The sequence below is a fragment of the Brevibacillus soli genome, from assembly GCF_044759095.2.
In the GTDB taxonomy this organism is placed as follows: Bacteria; Bacillota; Bacilli; order Brevibacillales; family Brevibacillaceae; genus JBIYSM02.
Map to the genome: position 1 here is coordinate 54,566 of NZ_JBIYSM020000021.1, position 14,048 is coordinate 68,613.

The 14,048-nt window shown below is 54.6% G+C and carries 13 protein-coding genes; 4 read left to right on the plus strand and 9 right to left on the minus strand.

Features of this window, described 5'->3' with window-relative positions; translation table 11 throughout:
• Positions 1-42 precede the first annotated feature (42 nt).
• On the minus strand, positions 43-1,143 hold the full coding sequence (locus tag ACE99V_RS10660; protein ID WP_400491063.1) for a citrate synthase: 1,101 nt from the start codon (positions 1,141-1,143) through the stop codon (positions 43-45).
• Between the two features lie 90 nt (positions 1,144-1,233).
• On the minus strand, positions 1,234-2,136 hold the full coding sequence (locus ACE99V_RS10665) for a LysR family transcriptional regulator (RefSeq protein ID WP_400491076.1): 903 nt from the start codon (positions 2,134-2,136) through the stop codon (positions 1,234-1,236).
• A 149-nt stretch (positions 2,137-2,285) separates the two neighbouring features.
• Here ACE99V_RS10665 and ACE99V_RS10670 point away from each other — a divergent pair, with 149 nt between their 5' ends.
• Entirely contained in the window at positions 2,286-3,182 is an 897-nt protein-coding gene (locus ACE99V_RS10670) for a DMT family transporter (protein WP_400491064.1), read from the plus strand.
• Here ACE99V_RS10670 and ACE99V_RS10675 read toward each other — a convergent pair.
• Entirely contained in the window at positions 3,179-4,045 is an 867-nt protein-coding gene (locus ACE99V_RS10675) for a LysR family transcriptional regulator (RefSeq protein WP_400491065.1), read from the minus strand. The two genes, ACE99V_RS10670 and ACE99V_RS10675, sit on opposite strands and share 4 nt — an antisense overlap.
• 150 nt (positions 4,046-4,195) lie before the next feature.
• Here ACE99V_RS10675 and ACE99V_RS10680 point away from each other — a divergent pair, with 150 nt between their 5' ends.
• Together ACE99V_RS10680 and ACE99V_RS10685 are read left to right on the plus strand one after the other, a co-directional pair.
• Positions 4,196-5,854, plus strand: a complete 1,659-nt coding sequence (locus tag ACE99V_RS10680) for a hypothetical protein (RefSeq protein ID WP_400491066.1) — start codon at positions 4,196-4,198, stop codon at positions 5,852-5,854.
• A 60-nt stretch (positions 5,855-5,914) separates the two neighbouring features.
• Complete coding sequence (locus ACE99V_RS10685; protein ID WP_400491067.1) at positions 5,915-6,496, plus strand: CGNR zinc finger domain-containing protein; 582 nt, start codon at positions 5,915-5,917, stop codon at positions 6,494-6,496.
• A 280-nt stretch (positions 6,497-6,776) separates the two neighbouring features.
• Here ACE99V_RS10685 and ACE99V_RS10690 read toward each other — a convergent pair whose 3' ends face one another.
• Both ACE99V_RS10690 and ACE99V_RS10695 read right to left on the minus strand, forming a co-directional pair.
• Positions 6,777-7,139, minus strand: a complete 363-nt coding sequence (locus ACE99V_RS10690) for a cupin domain-containing protein (RefSeq protein ID WP_400491068.1) — start codon at positions 7,137-7,139, stop codon at positions 6,777-6,779.
• 553 nt (positions 7,140-7,692) lie between these two features.
• Positions 7,693-9,486 carry an SgrR family transcriptional regulator gene (locus ACE99V_RS10695; RefSeq protein WP_400491069.1) on the minus strand — a complete coding sequence of 598 codons (1,794 nt, stop codon included), beginning with the start codon at positions 9,484-9,486 and terminating at the stop codon, positions 7,693-7,695.
• Positions 9,487-9,600: 114 nt separating this feature from the next.
• Here ACE99V_RS10695 and ACE99V_RS10700 point away from each other — a divergent pair, with 114 nt between their 5' ends.
• Positions 9,601-10,842 (plus strand): MFS transporter, encoded by a 1,242-nt coding sequence (locus tag ACE99V_RS10700; RefSeq protein WP_400491070.1) that lies wholly within the window; start codon positions 9,601-9,603, stop codon positions 10,840-10,842.
• A 60-nt stretch (positions 10,843-10,902) separates the two neighbouring features.
• Here the strand turns inward: ACE99V_RS10700 and ACE99V_RS10705 are convergent, their stop codons facing one another.
• From ACE99V_RS10705 to ACE99V_RS10720, 4 genes are all read right to left on the minus strand, one after another.
• The gene (locus tag ACE99V_RS10705) at positions 10,903-12,129 is read right to left on the minus strand and encodes an MDR family MFS transporter (RefSeq protein ID WP_400491071.1); all 1,227 of its coding nucleotides are present in this window, start codon (positions 12,127-12,129) and stop codon (positions 10,903-10,905) included.
• Positions 12,130-12,271: 142 nt separating this feature from the next.
• On the minus strand, positions 12,272-12,853 hold the full coding sequence (clpP, locus tag ACE99V_RS10710; RefSeq protein WP_400491072.1) for an ATP-dependent Clp endopeptidase proteolytic subunit ClpP: 582 nt from the start codon (positions 12,851-12,853) through the stop codon (positions 12,272-12,274).
• A 36-nt stretch (positions 12,854-12,889) separates the two neighbouring features.
• A complete protein-coding gene (locus ACE99V_RS10715; RefSeq protein WP_400491073.1) occupies positions 12,890-13,132 on the minus strand; it encodes a hypothetical protein in 243 nt (80 codons plus the stop codon).
• Complete coding sequence (locus ACE99V_RS10720) at positions 13,129-13,728, minus strand: helix-turn-helix domain-containing protein (protein ID WP_400491074.1); 600 nt, start codon at positions 13,726-13,728, stop codon at positions 13,129-13,131. Before ACE99V_RS10720 ends, ACE99V_RS10715 begins: the two co-directional genes overlap by 4 nt.
• Between the last annotated feature and the right edge of the window lie 320 nt (positions 13,729-14,048).

The window sequence follows — 14,048 nt, forward strand, 5'->3', positions numbered from 1 at the left end:
GGGAGCCCCTGTGAGGAAGCTCCCGATTTCTTTTGACAAATCTTATTCCGGAATCTTGCCCGTGTAGTTGGATTGCGGGCGGATAATCCGGTTGTTTTGCGCCTGCTCCAACACATGGGCCGACCATCCCACTACGCGGCTGACGGCAAAGGTAGGCGTAAAGAGAGAATCGTCCAGACCGACAGCGCGCATCACGGCTGCGGCGAAGAACTCTACATTGGTGTTCAGCTTGCGGTTTGGTTTGTACTCAGCCAGCAGCTTCAGCCCTACCTGCTCCACATGGGTAGCCAGATCAAACCACGGATCGTTGGCGGACAGCTCGGAGGCTACCACGCGAAGCGCAGTAGCGCGCGGGTCGGTGGTCCTGTAGACGCGGTGACCGAAGCCCATCAGGCGCTCGCCCTTTTCCAGCTTGGCGCGCATCCACGGTTCGGCGTTTTCCTTGGTTCCGATCGCTTCGATCATCTCCGTTACCTCGGACGGTGCGCCGCCGTGCAATGGTCCCTTCAACGCGCCGATCGCGGCGGTGATGGAAGAAATCAGGTCGGACTGGGTCGATGCGACGACGCGTCCGGCAAAGGTTGAGGCATTCATGCCGTGCTCCTGCGTCAAAATCAGGTAGGCGTCCAACGCACGGACATGGGCTGAATTCGGGGTTTCCCCTTTCAGCATGTACAGGTAGTTCGCTGTATGATCCAAATCCTGATTGGGCTCAAGCGGCTCACGCCCTTCCAGGCGGGCGTGGCGGTAAGCCACGATCGTCGGCATTTTGGCCGTCAGGGCAATCACCTGATCCAGCGACGGCGGCCAGCTGTGCCCCGCTTCACCCAGCGCGGATACACCCGTGCGCAGCACGCTCATCATGTCAACGTCTTTCGGAATGAGGTCCAGTACCGTTTTCACGTGAGCCGGCAGCGCTCGATTTGCTTTCAGCTTTGCCTTCAACTCTGCCAGTTCCTGTTCGTTTGGCAAATGTCCGTACCAGAGCAGATGGGCTACTTCCTCAAACGTATGGTTGATCGCCAGGTCGCGAGCCCAGTAGTTGCGATAAACCAGGTGGCCGTTGATGCCATCCACCAGACTGAGGTCGGTCTCAGCCACGACAATGCCTTCCAAACCAATCGCGATGATATTTCCTGCCATTTTCGATCACTCCCTTGTTATCTCCAGTATAACAACCCCTTCTTAAGAGGGGAAATAAAAGTATCAGCGCCCATTAATTACAATTCATAATCAATCATTCACCAAAGGAAGAGGCGGGTACAATGCCGCCAATATGTCGACAAAGCGTTGAACGGTTTCGGAAGCGCTTACTTTTGGCAGCACCAGATAGGAAGCCACTTTGGGAAGTTCCAACCCGGGTGTCGGCAGCTCGATAAAGCGATTTTCAAACAGATCGCGGCTGATCGCCGAACGTGGCAGAAACGAGACGCCCAATCCTTCCTCAATAAAACGTTTGGTGATATCCGTCTGGGACACAACCATCGTCCGCAGGGCAAGGCCCCGCTGCCGCAGCTGCAAAAGCAGTTCGTCCCAGTATCCTGGATGGTTGTGGGTTAAAAGCCGCTTTGTCGTCAGTTCCTGCTCCCAATCCGGCAGCGGCGCTTCCATGTCACCGCCGTTGTGCGGAACGGCAAACACGATCGGGTCATCGTGCAAAAGATAACAAGCCAATTGGAACTCTCCCGGAATCATCCGCGTCAGCCCCAAATCGGCCTGGCCGCTTTGAACAAGCGGGCCGATTTCGATTGATTCGACAATCTTGATGGAAATATCCACATCGGGATACAGTTTGGTGTAGCGGTGGATCAGGTGCAAGAGCGACGTTCTGGCAATCGTCGGCGAGACGGCCAGCTGCAGCCTGTCCTGGTAGCCCTGGCGCCAGGCGAGCAGGTCCTCCATGCCGCTGTGCCATTGATCCAGCAAGCTTTTCGCATGAGGAAAAAAACGCTTTCCCGCCGGTGTCAGTCTCACCCGCTTTCCGATGCGCACAAACAATTCGATTCCCAATTCCTTCTCCAGCAGCCGGATATGCTGGCTTACCGTCGGCTGGGCGATAAACAGCGTCTCTGCCGCCTGGTGAAAGTTTTCCGTGGTCGCCGCCACCACAAACGTTTGCAATACACGCAAGTCGATGGTTCCTCACCCCTCTTCCCTCTACTACCCTGCCATGCCACGGTTACCCTCCACTATAACTGCAGGTTATATCCCTTCTTCCCAATCGATAGTACAGCCCGCTTTCTCTCCGCCGTTATGATGGAAGAAAAAAAAGGAGAGATTCACCGATGATCATCGGATACGTGGTGATGTGCCTGATCTTTGGCACGACTTACTTCATGATAAAAATCGGACTGGAAGAAGGAATTCCCCCCTTCTTGTTTGCCGGACTCCGCTTCTTCCTGGCCGGGGCCATTGTTCTCTTGTTCATGGCCTGGCGAAAACAATTCAGGTGGCTTACCCTGCGAGAATACGGAGAAATGGCGATTCTCGGGCTGCTGATGACGACGATTCCGTTTGCCGCTCTGTTTTGGGGCGAACAGTACATTTCTTCCGGAACCGCTGCCTTGCTGGTCGCGTCCGCTCCCATTTTTACCACACTGGTCAGCGTCTTCTACAAGCAGATCCGCTTCCGCTGGTACGTGCTGGCCGGACTTTTGCTGAGCGTATCGGGAGCCGCCCTCATCCTCAGCAATCAGTTGGACGGGGAAGACTACGGCTGGTATTCCTTTTTCAGCAAACTGTTTATCATTGCCTCCGAGCTGTTCTTCTCCATCGGAGCGGTTCGATCGCGGAAGATCGTGAAAAAGCTGTCACCGTTCGTCTTTAACGGATACCAGATGGTCTTTGCCAGCATCGGCTTGTTCCTGATCTCCGCCGTTACGGAACCGATCGCAGCCGTGGCGTTTACCGCTTCCTCCCTGCTGGCGCTGTTCTACCTGGCCGTCGTCGCCTCCATCATCGCTTCTACCATCTATTACTGGCTGGTAAAAGAGACGAATGCTACCTTCCCTACCACCTGGACTTACGTGGCTCCGGTGATTGCCATGGGCATCGGCGCCGCGTTTCTGGGAGAGCAGCTGACTGTGATCGGCATTTGCGGGGGGATCGGCGTTCTGACCGGCATCCTGCTGCTCAACTGGGAGACGTGGGGAAAGCTGGTTTCTGTATCATCCAACGACTAGGATGCGCTCTCTTTTTTCAAGCAGAGCTGTTCCACTTCACCTGCGGCATCCCGCTGAAAAATCACATCGATTGTACGGGTAAATGGCTGTTCAAACGGACGGACGGTCAAGTGAGGATCGCGGATCCCTTCCGCCATCATCTGCGGAACAAAGGTAAGCCCCTGCCCTTTGGCCGCATAGGTCAAAAGCGAATCATTGAAGTCCAGTTCCAGAACATTCTCCGGCTGAATGCCCAGCTTGTTGCAATAGCGGCGAAAATTGCTGCGGATGTCGCAAGGATCCCGGTGAATCAGCAGTTTTTCCCGGCAGAAGGCCAAAAAATCCACGGTCTCCTGCTCCGCCATGGGATGATGGGCCGGGAGCACGGCCAGATACGGTTCCTGGAAAAGCTCGCGGCCTGGCAATTCGGCATGACCGGCAAAGTCCTGAGCAAAGGCCAAATCAAGCGAACCTTGCTCCAGCAGCGCGACCAGTTCGCTTGTGGTATCCCGGACAGTAATCGACACACGGCTTTGCTCGTCTTCCGTATAGGCCGCGATGATGTCGGGCAGGTAATAATTGGCGATGCTTGGCAGCGCGCCAATCCGCAGCGGATTTTGTCGGCTGAACCGCTTGATTCCCTCCACGGTCTGTTCGACCTGCTCCAGGATCATGCAGGCTCGCTCGTAAAAATACCGTCCCGCCTCTGTCAGCTCAATCCCCGTCATCCTGCGATGAAACAAAACGCATGCCAATTGGCTCTCCAGCTGAGCCAGCTGCTTCGTTAAAGCCGGCTGGGAAATGTACAGCGCCTTGGCCGCCTTGTTCAGGCTCCCTTTTTCCACGGTCGTCACGAAATACGTCAGCTGTTCGAACCGAAACATGCTGCCTTCCCCTTTTTTGTATTTTTGAAATCATTTACATCTTCAACCATTTTTCCACCCTTTATGTTACAATACCAAATCAGGTGCAAAAAAGCTCCTTTGCAACTGCAGCCAGTCAGTCCAAAAGAGAAGAGACCAAGGAGGAAGCGCATGGAAACCACTGTAACCGTGAACCAGACTCCGCCGCGAAAAAGCTTTCGAAAGACGATTCTGACTGTCGCCGCGGCCGGAATCGCGGTGTTAGGCGGGCTGGGCACAGCGTACGCCCAACTGGATTTGTTCAAAAGCCCGAAGATGATTTATCTGGAGGCCGAAGCCCAAGGCATGGCCGATCTGTCGGCCGACGTCTCCGAGCTGGTGGCCGAATACGAAAAGCAGATGACTCCGTATCTGGAACAACCGGTTCACTCCACCCTGGAAATTTCCAACGTAAAAGTGGACGCGACCGTTTCTCCCCAGGCACAACAGCTGCTGGAGCTGTTGAACAGCGCAAAACTGGTGGTGCAAAGCGACATCGACCAGCAAAAACAGATTCAGTACAATCTGATTGGCCTTCACCTGAAAGACAAAAAGCTTCTCGGCATGGAGATGTTCATGGATCAGAACCGGGTCGGCTTCGGCGTTTTGGACCTCTACAAAAAATACGGATATGTTGATTGGAAGGACCGCGACGTGCTCGCGTCGAAATACGGCATGGAGGGTCTTCCCAAGCGGCTTGTCACCTATAACGACGTGTACAGCGCGTTGCAGGCATCCAAAGAAGAGCTGGCAGCCGTCCTGAAAGACTACGCCCTGTTGTACGCCGACAGCGTGAAAGACGCGCAGGTCACGCTGAAAAAAGACGTCGCCTTCTCTGAAGAGGGCTATCAGACAACGGCACGGGAGCTGACGGTTACCTTTACTTCCGAAGAACTGAACGCCCTGGTCACCCGCATAGCGGAAAAAGCCAAAGTGGACGACAAGCTGCTGGACCTGATTTACACTCGCTACCAAAACCTGGCGAAGCTGATGGTGGACAGCGGTTATCCGGACACCGAAATCATGTCCAAAGACGTGTTCCAGTCCGAGTATCGAAAAGCATTTGACGATATACTAGCCGGCCTGAAATCGAGCGAGCGCGGCAAAGACGGCATGAAAATGGTCCTGTTGATCAACGGTGACGACCAGATCATCTCCCGCAAAATGGTAAGCACGGACGAACAAGGCAAAGAAGAGCCCGGATATCTGCATACCGTCAAATGGACCAACGGCAGCGAGTCCTATTACCGCCTGTCGTTTGGAGAAATTCCTGATCAAGACGAACTGAAGGTTACGTATAAAGGCAAAAAGAACGGTTCCGAAAAAAATGGAACGCTTGCGATTGCACTCAAGACCAAGGAAGAATCCGATGCGGAATTGGATATCAAGGTGAACTCCCATTCCAAGGAAGAGAACAGCAAAGAAACAGGTACCCTCGAGTTTACGGTAAAAGGCAATGACAGTGCCACCGGTGAACAGATGGGCCTCTCCGGCAGCATCAACACCTCGTTAACCAAGAGCGACAAAGGGCGTGAAACCCAGTCCCGGATCAAGCTGAACTTCGATCAGGCCACCCCCGATATGCCGAAAAGCATCAGCCTGCAGCTGCACGGAAAAGACGAGTTTGGCAAGGCCATCTCCCTGCCAGTGCTGACCGCCGACAATTCGGTGAACCTCGCTACGCTTTCCGATGCTGACATGCTCACGCTTCAGCAAGAATTGGGAATGGCAGCCCAGCAGTTCATGATGAACAACATGCAGTTGTTCCAGGAACTGGGCATAACGCCGTAACCAACAGACCATTACCCCTTTCCGCAGCGGGAAGGGGTTTATTCTGATGAGGTGAACAATATGAACCTATCTGTCATGACTGTAGGAGGCCCGGCCTGGCTGAACCTTCTCAATACGGTCTACCGCTCCCAGCAGCACGAAGTGGATCTGTTGCGGAAGGAAGCTGCCGTTCGCGAATGGCTGTTTCAAAATGAGCTGATCCAACCGGACGAATGGTCCCGGCTTGAACCGCACCGGCAAAGGCTTGCCGCCGAACTGGCCGGTCTTCGTGATATCTGCCGTTCCCTCCTTGTAGAGAGCAAGCGGAATAACGAAGTCACTCCCGCTGCCGTCGAGCCGTTGGAAAAGCGGCTTGAACGCATCCCGCTCCGAATCGACTTGCAGTGGGAAAGCGGGAAGCTGATGGAACGGTACCGGGCTCTGGACCCGTTGGATCACATTCTCTACCAGATCGGACTGTCTGCCGTCCGCACCCTCAAGACCCTTCCTCTGGAGCGAATTCGGGAGTGCGAGCACGTCGATTGCATCCTCCATTTCGCCGACACATCGAAGGCAGGCAAACGCAGATGGTGCAGCATGGATACCTGCGGAAACCGGCACAAGGCGGCAGAGTTTTACGCCCGAAAAAAACAGAAAAGCTAAGCTTGCAAGGCTTACGATACCGAAAGTGGTGGAAAACCTGCGCGACTCCATAACCATAAGGGTGTATGAACGTCAATGGGGGCCAACCCACTTCCTTTCAATGCTGTTTCCCATGCTTCAGCCACAACCTGTCGATCGTCAGCTGTACCATTTAAACATAGTCCCAATTTTACGGTAGCTTTCAATATGTGCGTATCAGGAGCTACTGTAATGAGCTCACGGGACTTCCAGTGTATTCCAGTGTACATCTCCATGACGTTCGCTATGAATCTCCCCCATTTTACAGAGCAGGCATATATTGGGACGGGTCGAGCTGGTCTCCTTCAATTACAATGGCGGTCATGCCGCTTTCCGTCCCGGATTCATGTCCTTCTCCCGTTTCCCAGAAGACGGCCTGCCCCGCTTCAATGCGGACGCGTTCCTCCCCTTCCCCGCGCACCCATCCCTCCCCCTGTACTACCAGAAACAGCTGGGGAACAGGTGCCGGATGATGACCCAGAATGCCGTTTGGCCCCAGGTGAATGCATCCAATATGGAGATGCTCTGCCTGCGTGATCCGCAGCACTTTGGAGATGGACGCATGTACCGAATCAAACTTGTCGATGGTACGACTTACCGAAGCATCAAAACGAAACCATTTCACGATATCGCCTCCTCTTCTTTTCAACACTCTATCATCCTAGCGAGAACAGGGGGGCTTTACCAGTCTTTTTCTTATTTTGAAAAACGCGCTAAAATAATAGTAGAGGGGTACTCTTTGCAGTGCCCTCAGCTTTTTAAGAAACAAGTTGAAACGCGGAGAAGCAGGTTTCCAAGCGCAGCGACTAGCGCAGCCCAGCTCAGCGCAGCAGCGAAGACCCGGGAAGAAGAAACGAAATCTATGAGATTACTTCGTAGCTGCGCGTCGTTTTGCGTTTCCCCGGGGACCGCTGCGGAGTATGGAAACATGCTTCTCCCCACTGGAGAGCACTGCAAAACGCTTCCGTTATATGGAAAACGGAGGCGTTTCTTTGCTTCGCTTCGTTGCCAGCCCACTATAGGGCTTATCTGTCCGCTCCGAGACGATCCACGGGGCGGGGGCTCAACATCTGGGTTTCACAATGAAGTGAGACTAACGCCCCCTAGTATCCCCGTGTCCACGTCTCTACGCTGGAAGGCTGGCAAAGGCGCTCCACAAATAAAAACCGCCTCCTTTTCTATTTGAACCATATTTCCTTGTAATCGACCCAGCCCAACGCGTTCAGGGAGACTCCTTCCAACGCCGAATGGTATGCCGTGCTTTGCCGGGAGTGATAAAGGAACAGGACGGCGCACTCCTTTTTCAACAGCTCTTCGATACCCTCGAGCAGCCGCATGCGCTGTTCACAGCTCTCCTCCTGCAGGACGCGGGCAATTTGGCGGTCGACCGCCTCGCGCAGCTGTGGACTCCAGTGCGCCCGGTAGAAGCTGGTCTCCTGCTGAAATGTCTCGGTCAGACCGAACTCCAAATCCTCGTCAAACACCTCTCCGGAAAGCAGCAGGTCTGCCTCTGCCGCTTGATGCTTTACTTGTTCAATCGGCAGCACATGCAGTTCCAGCTCGATTCCCGCTTCGCGGCATTGCCGCTGAACCCACTCCGCGTCCGTTTCGTTGCTTGATCCCTCATAAGTGTAGAAGGTAAGCACCTCTCCCCGGTAGCCGCTCTCACGCAACAGGCGTCGCGCCTCCTCCGGACGTGCCCGAACCGCCAAATGCGCCTTGCCTGGAAAAAAACCGGATGCCGGAAACAAGCGGTTGGCTCCCAGTTCGGCGATCATCCGCTCCCTGTCGAGCAGCAAATCAAGCGCTTTCCGGAAGTTCGACTGCTGCTGCGGACCCGGCCGATTCAAGTTAAAGGCAATGTACTTGTACCCTGTTTCTACCTTGTCAAGCTCCTTCCACAAAGAAGTCGATTCCGTCAGCTTGCGGAAGGGATGGAAGTGAAGGTGCTCCGCATCCAACTGATTGATGATACCGTGCACCCGAATGTCCGGCACGATCCAGATTTCGATGCGATCCAGGTGTGCTCTGCCTTGAAAGTAATGGGGAAACGCCTCCAGCAGGAAAACGGTGTCATCATTGCGGACGAGGCGAAACGGACCAGTCCCGACGGGCTCCCGGGCAAAACGCTCCCCCCGCTCCTGTACAACCTCATGGGGAATGATCGAAGCTCGTTCCGAGCTGAGAAAGTGCAAAAAAAGCGAATTGGGTCGCTGCAGCCTGATTTTCAGCACGCTTTGCCTGGGGACGCTGATTTCTTCCACGTGGGCAAACATCCAACGATAAGGGGAACCGGTAGCCGGCTGACGCATACGCTCAAAAGTGAGCTTTACGTCATGGGCGTTCAACTCCCGGCCGTGGTGAAACAATACCCCCTTGCGGAGATAAAATGTCCACTCCGTCCTGTCGGCGTTGGTCTCCCAGTAATGGGCCACATGGGGCAAAAAGCGTTTCTCCCTCGCGTCATAGCGAATCAGCGTATCGAACACCTGCTTGACCATGTGCGCTTCCGTTCTTCTGGTGACGAATGCTGGGTCAATCGCAGGGATGGGGCGGTAGAACGGCATGCGAAGAGTGTCAAGCGACCTTTTTTCCGTCTCTTCCACGCGAAAGCCGAACTGTTGGGACAGCCAAGCGAGGAATCGCTCTCGCTGAATGGGGAGAGTCGAAAATTCGTTCAGCACGGCCAGCGCATCGTTCCAGTAACCGCGTTTGACATGTTGCTGCGCAAGCTGGAAAGCAACTTCTTCTGTCTGCGCAAGAAACACCAGATGGGAGTAATGCCCCCGTCCACGTCCCGGGAGCCACTCGATCCATTTGGCATCTGCCAGCTGCTTCACTATGATTTTGACGTTGCGGCCGGTACAGCAGAAGACTTCTGCCAGCTCCTGCAGGGAGGTTTCGATACGGACGCCGTCCGCCATGCCATGAAAGTGATTCCGCACGCGCAGGTAATGATGGGCGAGCTGCACGGTTTGCCCTCCTTCCAATCCGAAAAGGGGAAATCTCTTATGCCAAACCTTACACTTTTTCTTCCTCTTTTTCCAGATAAAATGAATGTGAAGCAACAAAAGGAGGAACGTTCCATGCCATCTCAAGCCCACCCCTCTTATCAAAGCGCAGAAGCCGGCGTCTCGCACTCGGTATGGCGAAATCGCAGCTTTGTGGTCATCTTCTTCTCGACCGCACTCCTGGCCTTCGGAAGCAAGGTGTACGAACTGGCCCTGCCGCTGATCATTTATGAAATGACAAAATCTTCGGTCTACATGGCGACCATGCGCAGCATTGAATTCCTGCCCAATCTGCTGCTGGCTATGTTTATCGGTGTGCTGGTCGACCGCTTCAACAAGAAAAAATGGACGCAGCTGATGGTGGTCGGGCAGGCTCTCCTGCTTCTGGTATTGTTCCTCATGATCGAATACGGCGCGGCCAACCTGTATCACTTTTACATCGCCGGCTTTTTGCTGATGATGTTCAACTACGGCTTCGGCAATGCCCGGGTCAGCATTGTGAAGCACGTCATTCCCAAACCGTTGTTGACATCGGCCAACGCCAAGTTTTCGTTTGTGCATACGCTGGTCGAGATTATGGGACCAGCCATCTCCGGCTTCATCCTGCTGTTTTCCAGCCTGCATGACGGGCTGCTCTTCACTGCCTGCGCCTATTTGATGGCTCTCTGCAGCATTTCCTTTCTGGAAAAGGATGATTTGGGGCCGACCGTGCAGCAGGGTTCGTTCTGGCAGGAGTTCATCGCCGGATGGAGAGAGCTGTTTGCCAACCGTCCGCTTTGGCTGATCACCCTCCTCGTCATCTTTCTCAACTCTACTTCCGGCATGTTTGATGCGATGGTGATCTTTTTCGCAAAGGACCATCTGCATCTGGATAACTCCCAGCTCGGGCTGGTACTCTCGGCCGCAGGAATGGGCGGCCTCGTTGGCAGCTCCTTGGTCAGCTACTGCCGCAAGCACTTCCCCACCGGCCGCCTGCTGGGCACAACCATATTTTTGCTGGCCGCGGCCTATCTCATCATGTATTTTGCCGACAACGTCTGGGTGATGTGCCTGTCGCTGTTCCTCTCCGGCATGATCGGCACGATTGAAAGCATCTGCATCTGGACATTCCGACAGGAGACCACACCCGCCCATCTGATCGGGCGGATCAGCGGAATCACCGGTTCCATCTTCAAGCTGGGCATGGTGTTTACCATCTTCGGCTCCGGCTGGGTGTCAGAGCTCCTCGGAACTGCGTACGTTTTCCTCGCTGCGGCCGTGGCAAATCTGTTGATTTTCCTGGTGTACCGCAGGCTCTCGCTGTGGGATTTGAAATAGGAAAGCCCCATTCAGCCGTAATGGGCTGTGTGGGACTTTTTTTTGTACAGAGTTCGTCACTTAACCCGCCGTCTCGGCCAGCTGTTCAACCTGGTCCTCCCTCCGTTCCATCCGATGAATCAGACGGAACTGACAGACACCGGCGATCAAGAGCAGGATGGCCAGGACCCCGAACGTTACGCCGCCGCCCGCCTGGGTAAAGAGCAGGCCGCCCAAAAACGGGCCGATTGCCTTTGATATCTGCCAGTTCAGTCCATAAATGGAGAAATAGCGGCCGCGCATCTGGGGAGGAGCAATTACGGAGACGGCTTTTTGCATGTGCGGACCGACGAGCATCTCGCCGATGGTAAACAGAATTTCCACCATGACCAAGAGGGCAAACATCGGAGCGAAGCCGTAGCCAAAAGCCACGACGCTCAAAATCAGATAGGAGACCAGAATCACCCGGGATGAGGCGAGTCGCTCCGTGCGCTTGGCAATCCACATCTGCAGCAAAATGACGGTGGTTCCGTTGATGGTCATCAACCAGGCGAACACGGTCTGATAATGGTGGAACTGATTCTTCAAATGGAGCGGAAACACCGATTCCACCTGTGCGTACAGCAAGCTGATGGGAACAGCCAATAACGTCATCCAGAAAATCGCCCGATGCTCACGCAGACTCAGCTTGGGCCGCTGTCCCTTCGCTCTGTTGTTTGCCGTCCGCGGCGGCAGGGTTTCCGGCACCTTCCACCACAGAATCAGCGCATAGGTAAGAGATGCCAAAGCCGCGATGCTGAAGACGAGCGCCGGGCTCTTCGTAAAGAGGAGCAGCCCCAGGAGCGGGCCCGCGGCGGCGCCGACATTGAGCGCAGTATGCAGCAGGGCAAACACCTCCGCCCGCTTCTCTTCCGGCACCACGTCCGTCACTTGTGCATTGGCGGCGGGGAAAAACAGGGACATTCCCAGTCCGTTCAGCACCGTCAGACAGGCAAACTCCCATACGGAATCGGCAAAAACGAATCCGGACATCGACACTGTTTGCACGCATAGCGCCGTCAGCATCAACGGCTTGCGCCCGTACCGGTCTGAGAGGCCCCCGCCCCACAAACTCATCAGCATGCCGGTCAGCGGTTGCAATCCTACTACGACCATCGGCAGCAAAATGGAGCCGCCCAGCTTGTCGTACAGATACAGGACGAGAAAGGGACGCAGCATGAATCCGGTGAGGGAGGTAAGGGCGGTTCCCCATGCGCGAATCCAGATTGCGATATCATACCGTTTCAATACAGCGAGTGAGATTTTCATCCGATTGGGCGCTCCTATGATCAATTCCATGGGTTGGTTCCAAATATTGTATTACAATTCGCTCTCTTGTCAACTTATTTTTATCGAAAAAGGAGAACGAAAACCCGGACCAAAAGCGCCCGGGCACATGTTCATTTCGACGTTACACCCTCTCGATCACTTTATCGATAACGCCGTACTCCTTTGCTTGCTCTGCCGTCATGAAAAAGTCGCGATCGGCGTCCCGTTCGATTTTTTCCAAGGGCTGACCGGTTCGCTCCGACATGATACGGTACAAAAGCCGCTTCTGCTTCAAGATGTGTTCCGCCTGAATCTGAATGTCGCTCGCCTGTCCCTTGCTGCCGCCCCAAGGCTGGTGAATCATGACTTCCGCATTGGGCAGGGCGTATCGTTTTCCCTTGGCTCCGGCCAGCAGCAGCAGGGAGCCCATTGACGCCGCCATGCCGATGCAAATGGTGGAGACGTCCGGCTTGATGAACTGCATCGTGTCGTATATGGCCAGCCCGGCATGTATGTGCCCCCCGGGCGAGTTGATGTACAGGTGAATGTCCTTTTCAGGGTCTTCCGCCGCCAGAAACAGCATCTGAGCGACCACCGCGTTGGCCACCTGATCGTCAATGGCGCTGCCGAGAAAAATGATCCGGTCTTTCAACAGGCGGGAGTAAATATCGTACGAGCGCTCCCCGCGGCTGGTGGACTCCACTACAATTGGCACCATGTTCATTGTGACGCCTCCTTTTTTTGTTTTCCCGTCAGACTGTTACGCAGCCAGACGCATGCTGACGGGTTTCGGCGATGCCGGCTTCACGTCTCCGAATCCGGAAGAGACCATCGTCACCTTGGCCGACTGTTCTTCCGTTCCCACGGTCCACTCTGTTACCGTCTCCTCCTGTTCAGTCCAACCCTCTCCCCTGCTCTTGGCGGGCAGCGGAATGACATTGCCATCGCGGCGCGGCCGGGTTTCCCAGACAACGACGGAGCGTTTGGTTTCTTGCGGCTTCATGCTTGCTCTCCTCCTTTGAGCGGTTTCGGATAGACGGTCAGAACCGCCTGATAGGTTTCTTCGCCGTCATCGCCAGCCTGATATTTCTGTACCAGCTGATTGACCAGCTGTACGTACTCTTGCACGAACGCGCTCCGCTGCTCCCGGTTCTTCAGGCGAACCTCGGTTTCCAGCGTAGCGCTGGGGATCTCCGTCTTTTCGTCCGATCGCTCCAACAGCAAAAGAGCATCCCGTTTGATCCGCTCCGACGCGGTGACGAGATGTGACAGCGATCCTTGATCCTTCATGCGATGGATGGTTTCCTGCGGCCAGTTCAGCGCTTCCGACAAGACGTACGTGCGGGCGATGGCCTGATAGAGCACTTCCACCAGATTACGGACCTGGCGGGTGCCCACCCGATGAACCAGCCCCACCTTTTCCAACGCCTTCAGATGGTAGTTCACCCTTTGCGGAATTTCATTCATCCCGCGGGCCAGTTCCGCGGCGGAGGCCGGCTCTGCCAAGCGGTTCAGAATTTCCGCGCGCAGCGGATTCAACAACGCCATCGCTTGCTCGGGCAATTCCACCACGTACGTTTCCAACAGTTCGCGTCCCAAAGAATCACCCCCTACACAAAACAAATGATTCACGTAAAAATATATTATTACGTGGATGAGCCTCTTGTCAAATCATGGAATTCGACAAAATTTCGGAATAGCCGAACATCGCTTGCTGGGATAAAATGTTAGTCATGAACAGGACGGAAAATTAAGAAAACCCACCCGGCATTAGCTAGTTACTCCTGAAAAAATCGTTTTTTGGCAGAAGCATCTCATTGTGGTGAATCTCAGGGGGCTACTGTGTAACTGTATCCGTTAATCGTTGCTTATTTGGCCATTTGGGCTGCTCTTCTGAGGTTATGAGCCCAGATTCCGAA